This window comes from Sneathiella sp. P13V-1, from assembly GCF_015143595.1.
Lineage (GTDB): Bacteria > Pseudomonadota > Alphaproteobacteria > Sneathiellales > Sneathiellaceae > Sneathiella.
In genome coordinates, this window is the sequence record NZ_WYEU01000002.1 from 570095 (window position 1) to 589571 (window position 19477).

General features: G+C 48.4%; 15 protein-coding genes. 14 read left to right on the forward strand and 1 reads right to left on the reverse strand.

Annotated features, from left to right (window positions below; translation table 11 throughout):
* The first annotated feature begins 135 nt into the window (after positions 1-135).
* The 5 genes from gabD to GUA87_RS09775 all read left to right on the forward strand — a co-directional run bounded on the left by gabD (position 136) and on the right by GUA87_RS09775 (position 7553).
* The gene (gene gabD / locus GUA87_RS09755) at positions 136-1614 is read left to right on the forward strand and encodes an NADP-dependent succinate-semialdehyde dehydrogenase (RefSeq protein WP_193716367.1); all 1479 of its coding nucleotides are present in this window, start codon (positions 136-138) and stop codon (positions 1612-1614) included.
* 41 nt (positions 1615-1655) lie between these two features.
* Positions 1656-3011 (forward strand): glutathione-disulfide reductase, encoded by a 1356-nt coding sequence (gor, locus tag GUA87_RS09760; RefSeq protein ID WP_193716368.1) that lies wholly within the window; start codon positions 1656-1658, stop codon positions 3009-3011.
* 190 nt (positions 3012-3201) lie between these two features.
* Positions 3202-4581 (forward strand): class II 3-deoxy-7-phosphoheptulonate synthase, encoded by a 1380-nt coding sequence (locus tag GUA87_RS09765; RefSeq protein ID WP_193716369.1) that lies wholly within the window; start codon positions 3202-3204, stop codon positions 4579-4581.
* Between the two features lie 12 nt (positions 4582-4593).
* Entirely contained in the window at positions 4594-5742 is a 1149-nt protein-coding gene (locus GUA87_RS09770; RefSeq protein ID WP_193716370.1) for a nicotinate phosphoribosyltransferase, read from the forward strand.
* A 242-nt stretch (positions 5743-5984) separates the two neighbouring features.
* Positions 5985-7553, forward strand: coding sequence for a carbon-nitrogen hydrolase family protein (locus GUA87_RS09775; protein WP_193716371.1), 1569 nt, complete (start codon positions 5985-5987; stop codon positions 7551-7553).
* A 120-nt stretch (positions 7554-7673) separates the two neighbouring features.
* Here GUA87_RS09775 and GUA87_RS09780 read toward each other — a convergent pair whose 3' ends face one another.
* Positions 7674-8405 (reverse strand): transporter substrate-binding domain-containing protein, encoded by a 732-nt coding sequence (locus GUA87_RS09780; RefSeq protein ID WP_193716372.1) that lies wholly within the window; start codon positions 8403-8405, stop codon positions 7674-7676.
* A 279-nt stretch (positions 8406-8684) separates the two neighbouring features.
* Between GUA87_RS09780 and GUA87_RS09785 the strand changes: the two genes are divergently transcribed.
* The 9 genes from GUA87_RS09785 (at position 8685) to GUA87_RS09825 (ending at position 19441) form a co-directional block, all read left to right on the forward strand.
* The gene (locus GUA87_RS09785; RefSeq protein ID WP_193716373.1) at positions 8685-10061 is read left to right on the forward strand and encodes an MFS transporter; all 1377 of its coding nucleotides are present in this window, start codon (positions 8685-8687) and stop codon (positions 10059-10061) included.
* A gap of 70 nt (positions 10062-10131) precedes the next feature.
* Positions 10132-11793 carry an NAD+ synthase gene (locus GUA87_RS09790; protein ID WP_193716374.1) on the forward strand — a complete coding sequence of 554 codons (1662 nt, stop codon included), beginning with the start codon at positions 10132-10134 and terminating at the stop codon, positions 11791-11793.
* The gene (gene gltX / locus GUA87_RS09795; protein ID WP_193716375.1) at positions 11790-13121 is read left to right on the forward strand and encodes a glutamate--tRNA ligase; all 1332 of its coding nucleotides are present in this window, start codon (positions 11790-11792) and stop codon (positions 13119-13121) included. Before GUA87_RS09790 ends, gltX begins: the two co-directional genes overlap by 4 nt.
* Before the next feature lie 18 nt (positions 13122-13139).
* Positions 13140-14552: a cysteine--tRNA ligase gene (gene cysS, locus GUA87_RS09800; RefSeq protein WP_193716376.1), complete on the forward strand. Its 1413-nt coding sequence runs from the start codon at positions 13140-13142 to the stop codon at positions 14550-14552.
* On the forward strand, positions 14552-16156 hold the full coding sequence (gene cimA / locus GUA87_RS09805) for a citramalate synthase (RefSeq protein ID WP_193716377.1): 1605 nt from the start codon (positions 14552-14554) through the stop codon (positions 16154-16156). The genes cysS and cimA overlap by 1 nt, the downstream gene beginning before the upstream one ends.
* A gap of 20 nt (positions 16157-16176) precedes the next feature.
* A complete protein-coding gene (locus tag GUA87_RS09810; protein WP_193716378.1) occupies positions 16177-16920 on the forward strand; it encodes an RNA methyltransferase in 744 nt (247 codons plus the stop codon).
* Position 16921: 1 nt separating this feature from the next.
* Entirely contained in the window at positions 16922-17824 is a 903-nt protein-coding gene (locus GUA87_RS09815; RefSeq protein ID WP_193716379.1) for an alpha/beta fold hydrolase, read from the forward strand.
* A gap of 101 nt (positions 17825-17925) precedes the next feature.
* Entirely contained in the window at positions 17926-18543 is a 618-nt protein-coding gene (gene rpsD / locus GUA87_RS09820; RefSeq protein ID WP_193716380.1) for a 30S ribosomal protein S4, read from the forward strand.
* Positions 18544-18694: 151 nt separating this feature from the next.
* A complete protein-coding gene (locus tag GUA87_RS09825) occupies positions 18695-19441 on the forward strand; it encodes an ABC transporter substrate-binding protein (protein WP_193716381.1) in 747 nt (248 codons plus the stop codon).
* Positions 19442-19477: the final 36 nt, after the last annotated feature.

A 19477-nucleotide genomic window follows, 5' to 3' on the forward strand; every position in this document is an offset into this window, starting at 1 on the left:
GATGCACACCCTATATGACAGGAATTTTAAATGCAATTGAGTTCATAAAACCGTTACGGATTAGGCATTGCAGGGGGATTTCTTTTTTCCTACACTCCACGCCAATTAACAAACCAGAATAAGAGGTTCTCTCCCATGAGTAATGCAGCAGATCTATTGGCGCTGAAAGATATGTCCCTGTTTCGCGAACAGGCCCTGATCAATGGTGAATGGGTAGATGCCGATAGCGGTAAGTCTTTTGAAGTCACTAACCCGGCAACAGGTGATGTGATCGGTACCGTTCCTGAAATGGGCGCAGCGGAGACAAAGCGTGCCATTGATGGCGCCAAGGCAGCAATGCCTGAATGGGCGGGTAAGACAGCCAAGGAGCGCGCAAACATCCTTCGTAAGTGGTACGAGCTTATTCTGGAAAATACAGACGACCTGGCACGCCTGATGACCATTGAAATGGGGAAACCATTGGCGGAAGCCAAAGGGGAGGTGGCTTATGCGGCCTCTTTCATCGAATGGTTCGCCGAAGAAGGTAAGCGTATCTATGGCGATACAATTCCGGAGCATCAAAGCGATAAACGTATTATCGTATTGAAACAGCCCATCGGTGTAACCGTTGCCATCACGCCATGGAACTTCCCGCTTGCCATGATCACCCGTAAAGCCGGCCCTGCGCTCGCGGCGGGCTGCCCAATGGTGATTAAGCCAGCTGAAATGACACCATATTCCGCACTGGCTATGGCGGTACTTGCGGAACGCGCTGGAATTCCGGCGGGTATCCTCAGCATCGTGACCGGCATCCCGCAGGATATTGGCGGTGAAATGACGAGTAACCCTGATGTGGCGAAGTTGACATTCACGGGCTCCACGCCAACAGGTAAATTGTTGATGGAACAATGCGCCCGCACCGTGAAGAAAACTTCCATGGAACTTGGCGGTAACGCACCATTTATCGTGTTTGACGATGCGGATATGGATGACGCGGTTGAGGCGGCGCTGGCCTCCAAATACCGTAATGCGGGACAGACATGCGTATGTGCCAACCGTATCTATGTGCAGGAAGGCGTGTATGAGGAGTTTGCCTCTCGCCTTGCTGATCGCGTTAGGGATATGAAAGTGGGTAATGGTCTGGATGACGGTGTTGTTCAAGGACCACTCATTAACGAAGCTGCTGTTCAAAAGGTGGAAAGCCACATTGAAGACGCCCTTTCCAAAGGCGCGAAAGTGATGATTGGCGGGAAACGCCATGAACTTGGGCAGACTTTCTTTGAGCCAACCATCCTAACCGATGTTACCACAGATATGAAAGTGGCGCGGGAAGAAACCTTCGGTCCAATGGCGCCTTTATTTAAGTTTAAAACAGAAGAAGAAGCCATCAAACTTGCCAATGATACAGAATTTGGTCTGGCGGCCTATATCTGCGCCCGTGACATTGGCCGTGTTTGGCGCGTTAGCGAAGGTTTGGAATATGGTATTGTCGGCATCAATACAGGTATTATTTCAACAGAAGTCGCACCGTTCGGCGGTGTAAAACAATCCGGAATTGGCCGCGAGGGTTCAAAATACGGTATAGATGACTATCTAGAAGTGAAATACATGTGTTTAGGCGGGTTGGACAAATAAGTTTCGGGCGCACGAGCTTAATATAGAAAAGGATTAGTCCATTGTCATTTGACTATGATCTATTTGTGATTGGTGCAGGTTCCGGCGGTGTCCGGGCATCCCGCATTTCTTCATCACTTGGGGCAAAGGTCGCCATTGCTGAAGAGTATCGTGTTGGTGGTACCTGCGTTATTCGCGGGTGTGTTCCGAAGAAGATGTTTGTTTATGCAAGTCACTTTGCAGAAGATTTTGAAGACGCCAAAAATTACGGCTGGGATGTGACCCATGGTCCCCATGACTGGAAACGTCTGATTAAAAACAAAGATGCAGAAATTGATCGCCTGAACGGTATTTATCATACCATTCTGTCGAACAATAATGTGGAACTGTTTGAAGCTCGTGCTGAAATCATCGACAAAAACACGTTGAAAGTCGGTGACAAGACAGTAACGGCAAAATACATCCTGATTGCAACTGGCGGTACACCGATGATGCCGGATGTGCCGGGTATCGAACATGCCATTTCATCCAACGAAGCTTTCCATCTGGATGAGATGCCAAAGCGTGTCATCGTTGTTGGCGGCGGCTATATTGCTGTGGAATTTGCGGGCATCTTCAATGGTCTCGGCGCAGATGTGGTGCAGCTTTACCGTGGGGAGCAGATCCTGCGTGGTTTTGATCACCATGTTCAGGAAATGGTGGCGCAGGAAATCGTCAAAAAAGGCGTTGATCTTCGCACCCGTGCAAATCCTGCCAGCATCGAGAAAACCGAAAGCGGCCTGAAAGTTACGCTGGAAGATGGCAGTGTTCTGGAAACAGACGCGATCATGTATGCCACGGGCCGTAAAGCCAACACCGAAGGTCTCGGCCTTGAAAATGCCGGTGTTGAGATGAAGCCAAATGGTGCTGTGAAGGTCGATGAGTATTCCAGAACCAACGTGGATAATATCTACGCAGTTGGTGATGTGACGGATCGTATTGCCCTGACACCGGTAGCCATCCATGAAGGCATGGCCTTTGCGGAAACGGTTTTTGCCAATACTCCTCGGGCATTTGATCACAGTATTGTACCATCTGCCGTCTTCTCTCAACCACCTGTGGGGTCTGTTGGCCTGACAGAGGCTGAGGCGAGGGAGCAATATGGTGATGTGGATATCTATAAAGCTGAATTCCGTCCGCTGAAGCAGACCATCACACTCGGCAGTGAACGGGCCATGTGTAAGATCATCGTGGATCAGAAATCTGATCGTGTGCTTGGTGTGCATGTGGTTGGCGCTGATGCCGGCGAGATTATTCAAGGCGTTGGTATTGCCGTGAAAATGGGCGCAACGAAAGCGCAGTTTGATGCGACAGTTGGGGTTCACCCAACCCTTGCCGAAGAACTTGTGACCATGCGTGAGAAATATACGGGCGATTAGGCCTGTAAATTAATTCAAGATTTGGGGCCGATTTTATGCTTTTTGTATCGAGAAGCACTGAAATCGGCTCTTTTTGTTAAATTAGGCCTTGTTATCGTTTGCACTTGCGAAAAAAGGCTGTAGAAAAGATTTAATGTGTGTTGAACCGTAAATAACGCATATATGCGAACGATTATTAGGGAATAAGACGATGTCGAACAAATGGGCACCTGACAGCTGGAGAAACAAGCCAATCCGCCAGGTTCCAACTTATCAGGATGAAGCGCTTGTAAAGGCAGTGGAAAAAGATTTAGAAGGTTTTCCTCCACTCGTTTTTGCAGGTGAAGCAAGAAATTTGAAGAAACAACTCGCTGGCGTAGCCGCTGGTAACGGCTTTTTGTTACAGGGCGGTGATTGCGCGGAAAGTTTTGCAGAATTTCATCCAAATAACATTCGTGACACGTTTAAAGTCCTTCTACAGATGGCTGTGGTGCTAACCTATGGTGCCAACCGTCCTGTTGTGAAAGTTGGCCGTCTTGCGGGTCAGTTTGCGAAACCACGTTCTGCTGATATGGAAACAGTGGATGGTGTGGAACTGCCAAGTTACCGCGGTGATATTATCAACGGCTTTGATTTCACCGAAGAAGCCCGTATCCCAGACCCAAATCGTATGCTGACTGCTTATTCTCAGGCCGCGTCTACATTGAACCTGCTGCGCGCATTTGCTCAAGGTGGTTATGCTGATCTGCATCAGGTGCAGCAGTGGAACATGGGCTTTGTGGCAAGCCGACCGCAGGGTGCGCGTTACCACGAAATGGCGAACCGTATTCAGGATGCACTTGCCTTTATGGAAGCCTGCGGTATCAAGTCTGAAAACACGCCGCAGATGGCGAAAACTGATTTTTATACATCACATGAAGCGCTGCTGCTTCGTTACGAGCAGGCCCTGACACGTATCGACAGTACATCTGGCGAATATTATGACACATCCGCTCATATGCTGTGGATTGGTGACCGTACGCGCGATCCGGATGAAGCTCATGTCGAGTTCCTGCGCGGTGTTGGCAACCCTATTGGCGTGAAGGCTGGTCCATCTCAGGACCCAGACACACTTCTACGTTTGATTGACAAGCTGAACCCTGAAAATGAAGCAGGCCGCATGACTGTGATCTGCCGTTTCGGTGCTGGCAATGTTGAAAAGCACCTGCCTGCGCTGGTTCGTAAAATTGAACAGGAAGGTCGCAGCGTAGTCTGGTCATGTGACCCAATGCATGGCAATACAATTAAGTCTTCTACAGGATATAAAACCCGTCCTTTCGACCGCATTCTGACCGAAGTGAAAGAATTCTTCGGGGTTCACGCCGCAGAAGGCACTTATGGCGGAGGTGTTCATTTCGAAATGACTGGTCAGGATGTAACAGAATGTCTGGGTGGGGCATTCGAAATCACTGAGGAACGTTTGAGTGACCGTTACCACACGGCATGTGATCCGCGCCTCAATGCAAATCAGGCCTTGGAACTTGCCTTCCTGATTGCTGAAATGCTTAAAGATCAGAGAGGAAATGGAAAGGTTGCCGCTACGGCATCGTAATCCGTCATCGCTATGACACAAATTGATAAGAAATCGGATGCATTGTCCGCGATTGATGAAGTAATCGCGGCGCATACCGACCAGTATTTTAATCGCACCAAACAGATCGTTGGGGAGTTTGGGGACCAAACGGTAACCTACGCTGTCTTTATGCGTCGTCCCGTGATCTTTGCCCCGAAATTGATGCTCGACTGGCTCCACAGCATTAATGAATTGCGCGGCAATAATTTTCAAATCGAGCCCTGTTTTGAAGAAGGTGATTGGGTCGGTGCGGGTGAACCGCTTGTCTACATCACCGGCAGTTTTGTAGATCTTGTGGATCTGGAAACCTTGTATCTTCAGAAGCTGGGACCTGCCTGCGTTGCGGCCTATAATGCCTATCTGATGTGCCAAAATATGCCTAACTCTGCTTTTCTTGCCATGGATGCCCGTCATTGTGCTGGTTCTGAAATGGCAGAAATGATGGCCTATGCGGCATCTGTTGGCGGTCGCATCGCCAAGAAAGACCATAATGCAATTGGGTTCATTGGAAACGCAAACGACAGCACGGCCCATTATTTTGGTAATGAAAAAGGTCTGGGCACCATGCCGCACGCCTTAATCGGTTATGCTGGCAGTACTTTGCGGGCAGCTGAAATGTTTGTTGAACGTTATCCGGATGAAGCGCTGACTGTGCTTGTGGATTACTTCGGTAAAGAGGTGACGGATGCGCTTGCCGTCTGTGCACGTTTTCCGGAACTGGCAGCAGAAGGTAAAATCGCGGTTCGTATGGATACTCATGGTGGCCGCTTTGTGGAGGGTTTGGATCCTGCGGAAAGTTATGCTGTTCTAGAACGCCATATGCCCAAAGGCATCCGGCAGTACCGGTCCGAGCAGGAGCTTAAATGGATGGTAGGGACAGGTGTTTCCGCTGCGGCAATTTATCATATGCGGGAAAAACTGGATCAGGCTGGTTATGATAAGGTTCGCATCGTCGCATCATCAGGCTTCTCTGCAGATAAATGCCGTGTCATGGGCAGTCTAAACGCCCCAATTGACGTCATTGGAAGCGGATCCTACTTGCCTGAAAAATGGTCTGAAACTTACGCCACCGCAGATATTATTTCCTATGATGGCAAGCCAAGCGTAAAACTTGGTCGCGAGTTCTTGCTCAAGAAATAAAAACCTCTTAATCTAAAAAGAAAAGCCCTTCTATCCTTAGAAGGGCTTTTTATTTTTTAACGCAAAATCCCGCTAGCAGAAACTAATATTACGTGATATCGGTCGATCTGTATCAGGCAGTAGTAGCCCAGCCAATAAAGGCACTTGAGAAGTGTCTTAGGATAAGATTGTTCCAACTCACATATTTTATGTTTCCGCTGAGATAAGGCTACGCCTGTCAGTATTTCTTAAAGGGTCTTTTCGTGAAAAAAGCTTCCAAACTGAGAGAAAGCCAACCCAAACTGGTTGTTCGCAATACAACAACTGACGACATTGTACAAATCAGACAGTTGTATAAAAAAGTCTATCCTCACCTGTCAAATTACACAAAGGCTCAAATTCAAGCGCAAATACAACGCTTTCCAGAAGGCCAATTTGTTGTGCTATTTGAAGAGAAGGTTGTTGGTTTCTGTTCCACTTGCCGATTGCCAGAAAAGCTGGCACTGGGCAAACATAGCTGGGAAAGTATAACAGGTGGTGGCTTTGCCTCTCGGCATGATCCTAAGGGAGATTGGCTGTATGGCATCGAAATCATGGTAGACCCTGATATGCAAGGCAACAGAATAGGACAGCGACTATATAATGAACGCCGCAAACTATGTGTATCGCTTGCATTGAAAGGTATCGTTTTCGGTGGCCGTCTTCCTAACCTTGCAAAAAAATGGAAAATTGTGGGCAGTGCCGAGAATTACATTGAAATGGTTTTGAATAAATCATTTCGTGATCCCGTGCTCGGCTTTCAGGTTCGTAATGGCTTCGAGCCAATAGGTGTCCTGAAGGACTATTTCCCTGGCGATCAAGCTTCAATGGGATATGCCTCACATATGATATGGCATAACCACAAATACATTGATAACAGCACTCATCAAGCGGACCAACAACTGCTAAGAGCCAGTAACAATGTGCGTGTTTCGATTGTCCAGTATCAACAACGAAAGTTGTCCGGTTTTGACGAATTTGCAAAGCAGGTGGAGTATTTTGTTGATGTGGTAGCCGCTTATAAAGCGGACTTTGTCCTGTTTCCAGAGCTATTTACTCTGCAACTACTATCCATTGAAAATGAAGAAATACCAGCTTCAATGGCTATTGAAACACTGACCAGATATACAGCACCGCTTAAGGAACTGCTTAGTCGTTTAGCGGTGAGTTACAATATCAACATTATTGGTGGCTCGCATCCCACCAAAGATGAAAATGGCAACATCCTCAATATTTGTTACATTTGTCTACGTGATGGGTCCATTCATCAGCAGGCCAAGATACACCCGACACCGAATGAAAGTTATTGGTGGAATATTGAAGGTGGTCATGAGCTGCAAACCATTATGACGGACTGTGGCCCTATTGGGGTCTTGATATGCTACGATAGTGAATTTCCCGAATTGTCTCGGTATCTTGTGGATCAGGGGGCAGAGATCTTATTTGTACCCTTCTGCACTGATGAGCGTCAGAGTTATATGCGGGTTAGATATTGCTGTCAGGCAAGAGCCGTTGAAAACCAATGCTATGTTGCTATGGCAGGTAACGTTGGCAACTTACCTAACGTTGCGAACATGGATATCCAATATTCCCAAAGCAGCATCCTTACACCTTGCGATTTCCCTTTTTCAAGGGATGGGATCGCCGCAGATACAACGCCCAATGTAGAGACGGTGGCATTTGCGGACTTACGGATGGATAACCTTAGGGAAGCCAGACATGCGGGAACTGTTCAAAATTTGAAGGATCGCCGGTTTGATTTATATTCTGTGAGTTGGAAAGGGGAAAGCTAGGTAAGCCGAATATTTTTTAAATTAAGGAAACCTACGTCTACACAAATAGGGGAGTATCTTACCAGCTTCTGCAACTGGGTGGAGTATATTCTGTTCTTCAAAGGAATGAACTGATTTCAGTCACGGAAGGCCTGTGTAAGTATAATGCAAGATGCCAAAAATGCGCCCATTTTGGTATAATTTCTCGATTTCAGTATTGAGGTAATTTACAAATTTTTTTGCTCCCGCATTACACAGAAACCGCTCACCTGCGGTTTCAAGTTTTAGCTGGTGTTCATAGAGTTTTTGCTTGCCGCTGCTCATGTAGAATATGTTCATGTCCGGTTGGTGGATATAGGCGTATGGCGCGCGGCCAAGTTTGAGCATCTGGTAGACATCTTCGAGTTTTTTTACAGCAATAAATTTGACGCCGAGATCCTGAACTTCCAAAGGGATGGGAAAACCTTGTCTGACAACAATTGATTTTCCCTTCAGATCTTGCAGGGACCCGAACGCATTATTTTTTTCTAGGTAGGCAATTTTTCCATACACTGTGTTGAATGGGATTGATTGGATAAGATCTGTTGTGGGAAGGTTCAAACTTTCCGCAAGCTCAAAAGTCCCCGGAAAAAAGCAGGCAGGCTCCTTGGATGAAATCATGAGCTTTAGAGCTCTGGAATAGGGAAGGACATTAATCTCCACATGTTCTCGCTTCAGGGTTTCCCTCAGCATGTCAACATATGAACCTATACCATTGGCATTTACCAGCCCATCTATGTTGGGGGCATACAATTTGGGAATAGTCACATGGTCCGCATGGGCTGCGAAACTCACGAGCAATATAATCCATATACTCACAATTTTTTTGAGCATATCCAGTACCTATAACTTGATCTATTCACAAATATATTGTGGGAAACTTAACATAAGTTTTACGTGTGGTTTTCTTTTCACAAAGCAAAAGGCATCCCGTCTTGTACAATTGAGGAAAATCATCTGTTATAGAAATTCACTTATACATGCCGAAGTTGGGCTGGTGTGTCGTGATAAGTGACCTATGTCAAAAATGGTTGTCTGCAATGCTTATTCTTGACTTGATAGAGGCAAGTTGATGCCGCTACTGTAGTTTTCCAATGGAGGGAGATTGCATATATGAGGGAAGCACTTGCGGCATGTTGGCCTTTACTTTTGGGTATTGGGCTGATGATGCTGGGCAACGGAATGCAGGGAACGCTTCTGGGCCTTCGTGCCAATCTGGAAGGGTTCCCTACTGCGATAACCGGTATCATCATGTCTGGCTACTATGTCGGTTTTCTACTGGGCTCTGTATTGACACCGCGCATTCTAGGAAATGTGGGGCATGTGCGCGTGTTTGCAGCTCTTGCGTCTCTTGGGTCCACCGCCGCATTGATCCATGCTGTCTTTCCCGATCCGACAATCTGGACCATCTTTCGCGTTGTGACAGGTTTTAGCTTTGCAGGATTATACATTGTAAGCGAAAGCTGGCTGAACGATACCGCGACAAATGAAACACGCGGGCAGATTTTATCTGTTTATATGCTCGTTACCTTCATCGGTATAGCAGGTGGGCAGTTTCTTCTAACCATAGCGGATCCTGGTGGATACAGTCCCTTTATCATTGTGTCTATACTGGTTTCCCTCGCGCTTATTCCAACGGCGCTGACGGCATCCCCAATGCCAGCTGTCCAGAAAACTGAAAAACTTGGTGTGCGTCAACTTTACCGAATTTCTCCACTAGGAGTTGTTGGTATTTTGTTTGTTGGTGTGCTGCAAGGCGCTTTCTTTGCGATGGGGGCTGTATTCGGTGGATTGCAAGGGTTGACCGTGTTTCAGATTTCTATGTTCATGTCTTTGTCGGTTGTGGGTGGCGCCCTGTTCCAAATGCCTATTGGTAAAATTTCCGATATATTTGACCGGCGACAGGTATTGATGTTTTGTGCCCTCATTACAGGGGCACTTGCCCTTGCAACAGTTTATGTGGCGCAAAATTATTCAGTATATGCATTTTTAGCAATTGCTACTGTCTATGGCGGCTTCTGTATGCCTCTGTATTCCCTCTGTATCGCCCATACTAATGATCATATGGAGCCATCCCAGATGGTCGCCGCAAGTAGTGGTCTGATTTTGGTAAATGGTGCAGGGGCAATTGTTGGACCTATTATTGTCTCCAGTTTGATGGGGTGGTTTGGGGGCATCGCCTTCTATTTATTTATGGCAGCCGTATCATTTGTAATCGTTCTTTTTGCGCTATACCGGATGACGCGTCGTCAAGCCGTTCCCGAAGAGGATCAGAACGATTTTGTGGCGATGCCGGTGAGATCTGGTGTGGTCGCGGTTGGTTTGAACCCGGAAGCGGAATGGGAAGGAGAAGAGGAGGAGCTTTCCTCCGAAGCCGGTGAAGGTTCACTCACCAAGGCCTCCATGGCCATTCTGGAAGATTTATCAGATGACGATGATGAAGATGAATTAATGGATGATGGGCCTTCAATATGGAACAGGAACGGCTAAATCCCTATTTCTGAGAGAAAATTGATCCTTTCCGTTGCCGGATGAGAAAAGGGGCGGTAAAACCACCATTATGACTGATAAATTAAAAATAGCGCTGGCGCAGGCGAACCCAAAACTTGGGGATATCGAGGGTAACATTGCCCTTGCGAAAGAGTTTCGCAGTGAAGCCGAGGCCGAAGGCGCAGAACTTGTTGTCTTTCCGGAGCTGTTTATCTGCGGCTACCCGCCGGAAGATCTCGTCCTGAAACCATCCTTCATCACAGCGTGTGAGAAGGCAATGCAGGATCTTGCGGAACTGACGTTGGATGGTGGGCCAGCCATGCTGATGACGGGTCCCCTTTCTGAGAATGGAAAGCTATATAACGCGGTTTGCCTTCTTGAAGACGGTAAAGTCAGCGCGACACGTTACAAAAACAAACTTCCCAATTATGGCGTGTTTGACGAAGTGCGCGTGTTTGAGCCGGGGCCACTTCCGGGTCCGATCCCGTTTAAAGGCGTCCGCCTTGGCGTGATGATCTGTGAAGATATGTGGTTCCCAGATGTCGCCGAATGCCTGAAAGAGACAGGCGCGGAAATGCTGATCGTGCCAAATGGCAGCCCCTTCGATCATGAAAAAGGGGATGCACGTCTGAACTACGCCGTTGAGCGTGTTATGGAAACGGAATTGCCGCTTGTGTATCTGAACCAGATCGGTGGTCAGGATGAACTTGTCTTTGACGGTGGATCTTTTGTCTTGAACGGCGACAAATCTTTACCTGTTCAGATGCCCTGCTGGAAAGAAGATCTTCTGATTACAGAGTGGGAGCGGGGAGCTGACGGCTGGGCTTGCACCACCAACGAGCTGAAAGACCCTGGCAGCGCCATGTCCCGCATTTACAATGTGATGGTTCTTGGTCTTCGCGACTATGTGGAAAAGAACCGTTTTCCCGGTGTGGTCCTTGGATTGTCCGGCGGCATTGATAGCGCGCTAAGCGCTGCGGTCGCTGTGGATGCGTTGGGGGCGGATCGCGTGCATTGCGTGATGATGCCATCACGATACACATCAGAGGAAAGCCTGGACGATGCCCGCTTGTGCGCAGAATATCTTGGCGTAAAACTGGATACGGTTCCGATTGAGCCTGCGGTTGAGGCGTATAATGGGATGCTTGGGGATTTGTTCGCCGGCACCAATCAGGATATTACGGAAGAAAACATTCAATCCCGTATCCGCGGCGTTACCTTGATGGCCCTCTCCAATAAATTCGGGAAGATGGTTTTGACCACGGGTAATAAGTCCGAAATGTCCGTGGGCTACGCCACCATTTATGGTGATATGTGCGGCGGATATTCAGTGTTGAAGGATTTGTACAAAACGCTGTGCTTTGAGGCATCTGAGTGGCGGAACAATAACTTCGAAAGTCACTTCAAAGGGCCGGATGGCCTTGTGATGCCAAAAAATGTCATTGTGAAGCCACCAACCGCGGAGCTTCGCGAAGATCAAAAAGATGAAGATAGCCTGCCGCCCTATGAGGTGCTGGATGCCATCCTTCATGCTTTGGTTGAGGATGAGAAATCCTACGCAGAAATTGTAGCAGAGGGGTTTGACGGTCCGACGGTGACACGTATTCAGAACCTGCTCTATATTGCAGAATATAAACGACGTCAGGCACCGCCCGGCGTTAAAATTTCCACCCGTAACTTCGGCCGCGATCGTCGCTATCCGATTACAAACGGGTTTAGGGACAACAGATGACAACGAAATTCAGATTTGCACCAAGCCCGACAGGTTACCTTCATGTCGGTAATGCCCGTCTTGCCCTGATTAACTGGCTTTACGCCAAAAAGACAGGCGGCATCTTTTTGCTGCGTCTCGATGACACGGACGAGGAACGATCAACCGAAGAGTTTGCCAATGGCATTCAGGAAGACCTGAAATGGTTGGGGCTTGAGTGGGATGAGCTTGAGAAGCAATCAGATCGTACCGCAGCTTATGATGCGGCGTTCGATAAGCTAAAAGCAGCAGGGCGCCTCTATCCTTGTTATGAAACTGGGGATGAGCTGGAATATAAGCGCAAACGTCAGTTATCTCGTCGCCTGCCACCGGTTTATGATCGCTCCGCCTTAAAACTCACAGATGAAGAAAAAGCAGCGTTTGAAGCGGAAGGGCGCAAACCTCACTGGCGTTTCCTGCTGGATCAGGAAGTGGTCGGTTGGAACGACCACGTGCGCGGGGATGTTGAAGTTGACTGCGCCAGCATGTCTGACCCGGTATTGATCCGTTCTGATGGGCGTCCGCTTTATCATTTGCCATCTGTTGTGGATGATATCGACCTGAAAATCACCCACGTAATTCGTGGTGAAGACCATGTCTCCAACACGGCTTTGCATATTCAATTGTTCAAGGCGTTGGGTGCGGAAAAACCGGAATTTGCTCATATCCCATTGTTAATGGGGCCGGACGGCGGGCCATTGTCCAAGCGATTAGGCAGCCTGTCACTCAAAGACTTCCGCGAAGAAGGGTTGGAGCCAATGAGCATCAACTCCTTGCTCGCTCGTCTTGGTACATCCGACAATGTGGTGCCTCAGCTGGATTTGGCGGCTGTGATCGAAGGGTTCGATATTGGGCATTTCAGCCGTGCAGCCGCGAAATTTGATCCGGCAGAACTTCGTAATTTGAACGCCAAGATCATTCACGATATGCCATGGGATCAGGTTCAGGATCATCTGGGTCTTGATGGGGCAAGTGAAGATTTCTGGATGACTATTCGTGGCAATATCAATGTGGTCGGCGAGGCTGCCCTTTGGTGGAATGTGGTCAGTGGTGACGTTGCCCCCGTTGTTGAAGATCAGGATTTCTTATCCAAGGCAGCAGAATTGCTACCAGATGGGGAATTTGATGATACGACATGGAAAACTTGGACAACTGCGGTTAAAGATACGTTAGGTGTGAAGGGTAAAGCCCTTTTTATGCCATTGCGTCAGGCACTGACTGGGCAATCCCACGGACCTGAAATGAATAGAATGATCGTGCTGATCGGGCGGGAGAAAGCCGTTCTTCGATTGGCTGGTAAAACTGCGTAAATTTAAAGGACAGATAAAGTGACCATCAAACTATACAATACAGCGAAGCGCGAAGTTGAAACCTTCGTTCCCCGCGACCCCAAAAATGTGGGGATGTATGTGTGTGGTCCTACTGTCTATGACACGGCCCATATTGGTAACGCACGCCCTGCGGTGATCTTCGATGTTCTGGCACGTCTCCTGCGTCAGGAATATGGCGATGATCATGTGACTTACGTGCGTAATATCACCGATGTTGAAGATAAAATCATTGATGGTGCTGCAAAACGCGGAATTTCTATTGAAGAACTGACCAAAGAAACAACTGCGCAATATCATGCGGATATGGCCGCACTTGGAGTGGAGCTTCCAAATCGAGAGCCGAAAGCGACCGAGCATATTCAGGGGATGATCGAAATGATCGAAACTTTGATTGCCAAAGGCCACGCCTATGAAGCCGAAGGTCATGTTCTTTTCTCCGTACCGAGCATGCCAGATTATGGCAAGCTGTCTGGTCGTAACCGGGATGAAATGATCGAAGGCGCCCGTGTTGAAGTTGCCCCGTTCAAGAAGGATCCCGCTGACTTCGTTCTTTGGAAGCCATCTCCAGGCGATATGCATGGATGGGAAAGCCCCTGGGGCAAGGGGCGTCCGGGCTGGCATATCGAATGTTCAGTCATGTCTAAGGCTGAACTTGGGGAAGCCTTTGATATTCATGGCGGTGGTCGGGATCTGATCTTCCCGCATCACGAAAATGAAGTGGCGCAAAGCTGCTGTGCAAATGATGATAAAACATTTGCACGTTATTGGGTTCATAACGGCTTCCTGACTGTTGATGGCAAGAAGATGTCTAAATCCTTGGGCAATTTCTTCACGGTTCGGGATTTGTTGGAGAAAACGACCCGTCTTGAAGGTTGTGCCGGAGAGATCTACCGCTTTGTCCTGTTGAACACGGATTACCGTAAACCGCTCAACTGGACGGAAGACGGTGTGACAAATGCGGAAAATTCCCTTGATACCATTTATACGGCTTTGAAAGCCTTGGAAGGTGTTGAAGCAGATGAAACTCAGGTGGCGGAAGGTGTGATCCACCACCTTGAAAACGATCTGGATACACCCTTTGCTTTGAAAGAGTTGATCGCCATCGCGAAAGAGGCCAACAAGGCAGGTGATGCGACAGAGAAAGCCCGTTTGAAGGGGCAACTGTTGGCGGGTGCCAAACTTCTGGGACTGGCACAGCAAAGCCTTGATGACTGGTTTAAAGGCGTTCGGGATACAGGTGAGGCCGAAAACGGTTTGACCGATGAAGGTATCGATGCTCTGATCGAGGAGCGCGATGCCGCAAAGAAAAATAAAAACTATGCACGGGCCGATGAGATCCGTGATGAGCTAAAAGCTGCGGGTATTATCCTTGAGGATAGTCCGGAGGGAACAACTTGGAAGAGGGCGTAATGGCAAAAGAAAGATTATATCTATTCGACACAACGCTGCGCGACGGGGCGCAGACACAAGGCGTTGATTTCAGTGTCGAGGATAAGATCATTATTGCCGAGACCCTTGATAGGCTAGGGATTGATTATATTGAAGGTGGTTGGCCAGGGGCAAACCCGGGTGACACGGCGTTTTTTGACAAGAAGCCAAAGTTCAAAAACGCAACTTTTACTGCCTTTGGTATGACACGCCGCCCGGGCCGCAGCGCGTCTAACGACAGTGGCCTGAAAGCCGTGCTGGACGCGGAAACACCAGCGGTTTGTCTGGTGGGGAAATCCTGGGATTTTCAGGTGAAAGTCGCCCTTGGCATTGAACTTGATGAGAATGTCGACCTGATCGCCTCTTCCATCGAGGAATGTAAGCGTCTGGGCCGGGAGCCCATGTATGACGCGGAGCATTTTTTTGATGGTTATAAAGCCAATCCGGAATATGCCCTGAAATGTGCAAAAGCCGCTTATGAAGCTGGTGCGCGTTGGGTGGTTCTGTGTGATACCAATGGCGGTGCCTTGCCGCATGAGGTGGAAGAGATCGTTTCAGAAGTTGTGAAACATATCCCGGGCGATCATCTGGGTATCCACACCCACAATGATACAGAAAATGCCGTTGCCAATTCGCTGGCCGCGATCCTTGCTGGTGTGCGTCAGGTGCAAGGCACCTTGAACGGCCTTGGGGAGCGGTGTGGTAACGCCAATATGGTCAGCCTCATCCCATCCTTGATGTTGAAAGAGCCGTTCAAATCGAAATTTGATATCGGTATTTCAAAAGAGGGGCTTAAAGGTCTTCTCGGCGCGTCTCGTCTGCTGGATGAGATCCTGAACCGCACCCCAAATCGGCATCAGGCTTATGTAGGGGCGTCTGCCTTTACCCATAAAGGTGGCCTTCATGTATCTGCGGTTCAAAAAGATCCATCTACTTATGAGCATGTGGATCCGGCGCTTGTGGGTAACAAACGGGTTATTCCGGTTTCCAATCAGGCAGGCCGTTCCAACCTGATTGCTCAGTTCGAAGGCTTTGGTCTGGAAATTGATCCTAAGGATCCAAAAGTAGACCGCCTTCTGGACGAGGTGAAAGAGCGGGAATTTAACGGCTACAGCTATGATGGCGCGCCAGCAAGTTTTGAGCTGATGGCCCGTCGCCGTTTGGGGCAGGTCCCCAAATATTTCGAAGTGGAAAGTTTCCGCGTACAGGTGGAGCGACGCCATAATGCCAAAGGGGATCTGATTTCAGTCTCCGATGCGGTGGTAAAGGTGATTGTAGACGGTGAACGCCTGATGTCCGTTGCCGAAGGTAATGGTCCGGTGAACGCCCTTGATGGTGCCCTTCGCAAAGATCTGGGTAAGTACTCTGAATATCTGCAAGACTTGCGCCTTGTGGACTTTAAGGTCCGTATCCTTAGCCGGGGTACCGAAGCGATCACCCGTGTGCTGATTGAAAGCACCGATGATAGCGGTGATAGCTGGATTACAGTTGGCGTGTCGCCAAACATTGTGGACGCGTCTTTTGCGGCCCTCATTGATAGTATCAATTACAAACTGCTGCGTGATGGGGCGCCTGCTGGCACCTGATCCCACGGGAATTAAAGTAGATGTCTTTGGATAAGAACGCACCTGCCGTCATTCTGGTTGAACCCCAAATGGGGGAAAATATCGGGGCGGCGGCCCGTGCCATGTTAAATTTTGGTCTGACCGATATGCGGATTGTGAATCCGCGCGATGGCTGGCCGAACGAGCGGGCGGTGGCACTGGCCTCTCGCGCTGATATGGTTCTGGAAAATGCCCGTGTCTTTGACACAGTTGCAGAAGCAACCGAAGATCTCACGCACGTCTACGCAACGACCGCGCGCCCACGGGACATGATCAAACATGTGGCAACACCTGCGGGTGCCGCCAAAGCCATGCGCGAAATGACCGCAAAGGAAGAACGGGCAGGGATCCTGTTTGGCAAGGAAAGCTTTGGCCTTTCCAGTGATGATATTTCATATGCCGATACCATTATCACGGTGCCGCTAAACCCGGATTTTTCATCCATCAATCTGGCGCAGGCTGTGCTGCTGGTGGCGTATGAGTGGTTTCAGGCGGAAGATGAAACACTGGATCTGGTTCTTCGAAATGAAGAGCGTCCAGCCAATAAAAAAGAGATGGTGGCGCTGTTTGATCGGATTGAAAGCGCCTTGGATGCAAGGGATTATTTTGAACCCATTCAGGATCGCCGCCCGGTGATTTTGAAAAACATGCGCAATATGTTCCAACGCTTTGGCTTAATGGAATCGGATATTCGTGCCTTTCATGGTATCATCAAGGGACTGACAGCAGATAAAAAGGAAAAATAAAATGGCTGACATCACTACACGCATCGCGGATCTGGGACATATCAAGTTGCATATGGCAGAAAGCGGGGCGGGGCGTGATGATCTGGTGATCCTGCTGCACGGTTTTCCTGAGTTTTGGTACACATGGCGCAAGCAACTTCCCGTTCTTGGCGACAAGTATCACGCGGTCGCGCCTGATATGCGGGGCTATAATCTGTCTGACCGTCCGGCAAAGGCAGAAGCCTATAAGATCAATCATCTGGTAAAAGACATCCTCGCGCTTGCCGCACATTTGGGTCATGAAAGTTTCTATCTGGTCTCCCATGATTGGGGGGCGGCGGTGGCCTTTGCGCTCACCATGTTTGCGCCGGACAAGGTTAAAGGGTTGATGGTCTTAAACGGCGCGCATCCCTATATCTTCGCTAAATTGCTGGAGACGAACGAAAACCAGATCGCCCACAGCAAATACATCACCGAGTTCAACGATCCTAAGATGGAAGAGAAACTTCTTGCGGATAACTGTGACTGGCTCTGGAACTGGACCTTTGCCGAACATGAAAAGAGGGGCTTGATAACACCGGATGAGAAAGCCGAGTATATCAAAGCGTGGCAGCAACCGGGGGTCGTGACAGCCATGCTCAACTACTACCGCATGTCACCGGTACGCCCACGCCCTGCGTCAAAAGGGGAGAAGGGCCTTAATCTCGATCCCAAACAGTTTATGGTTCATGTCCCAACCTACATTTTATGGGGGGAACAGGACCACGCTTTAATGCCAGAAAACCTGGATGGCATTGAAGACTTTATCCCAGACCTCGAAATTGAACGTTTTCCAGATATCAGCCACTGGGTCACCCACGAAGCCCCCGATGTAGTGTCAGAGAAGGTGGGTGCGTTTATTGAGAAGGTAAAAGGCAGAAAATAGCGCTTTTCAGTGTTGACTTTGCAGTTTGCCTAAGTATATTGCCCACTTCTGTGCAGGCCTCGTCGGCCAGCCTTATCCTTTTTATATGATTGGAATAAGTCATGTCTAAGCGTATTAACGCAAAATACAAAATTGACCGCCGTATGGGTGAAAACATCTGGGGTCGTCCTAAGAGCCCAGTAAACACTCGTGAATATGGACCAGGCCAGCACGGCCAGAGCCGTCGCGGTAAACTCTCTGACTACGGTATCCACCTTCGTGCGAAACAGAAGCTGAAAGGCTACTACGGCAACATTACGGAAAAAGGTTTCCGTCGTCTTTATAAAGAAGCCGTTCGTATGAAAGGCGATACATCCGAAAATCTTATCGGCCTGCTTGAGCGTCGTTTGGACGCGGTTGTATACCGCATGAAATTCGTTCCAACTGTGTTCGCAGCCCGTCAGTTCGTCAACCACGGCCATGTGCTGGTAAACGGAAAGAAAGTAAACATTCCTTCTTACCAGGTTAAACCAGGTGACGTGATTGAAGTTCGCGAAAAATCCAAACAGCTTGCTATCGTTCTTGAAGCGGCTGCCCTTGCTGAGCGTGACGTTCCTGAATATGTGGACGTTGACCACAAGACAATGAAAGGCACATTCAACACAGTGCCAGCGCTGTCAGACGTTCCATACCCAGTAATCATGGAACCAAACCTGATCGTGGAATTCTACTCTCGCTAATCTCAAGCGAGACGACCTCGAACAAGAAACGCTCCGCTTTGCGGGGCGTTTTTTTGTGCCCAAATCAACGATTGATAGTTTTCTACGGGTTTTCATTTACGTAAGTAAGTGCTAATCAAAAGGGGTGTCAATCAACCGGACCGTTCAAACCATGCGCTACTTTGCCCTGAGCTTTCTCATTTTTATTGCACTTCTATCGACAGCAAGTGCAAGAACACAGGTAAATGTGGGGCTTACTTCGGTTCAACCGCCCTTCGTTGTGGATGTGGAGGCTAAAAAAGGGGTTATTTTTGATCTCCTTAAAGCCTTAAATGACACACAGGAAACATATGAGTTTCTGCCGCTCCTTTATCCTGCCCGCCGCATGCTATCTGACTATAAAACACTCAATATTCATGTTGTAGCCTTTAATAATGTGAATTGGGGGTGGGTGCAGAGAGGCGGTATCCCGAGTATAAATTTAACGAACGGTAGGGATTTGTTTGTCTCACTCGCCAAGTCAGATCCCAATAAAACAGATATCACGGATATTGGCGCTGTCAGGGGATTTCACTACGCTTTTGCAGATTATGATGCAGATAAACTTGCTCGAATGCAGAATGTCAGTCTGGTTGAAAGTGAAGCAGATGTTTTGAAACTGATCAAATTCAATCGCGTCAAAAAAGGGGTGATAAGTGAAGCATTTCTAGGATGGGTGTCAATTTCTAATCCGCAACTCTACAAGATTTTAAAGATAGATCGAGCTAACCCAGATCACACCTACCACCGGCAGCTTATAAGATTGGCATCTTCCCCGATTTCTTTGGAGGAAATCGATTTACTTCTGGAAAAAATGAAAAACAATGGTGCATTACAGGCGGTATACGATAAGTATGGCCTCAATGTTCCCGATTTTTAAACAAATCGTATGATCTGGATAAGTCGCGAAAAAGTA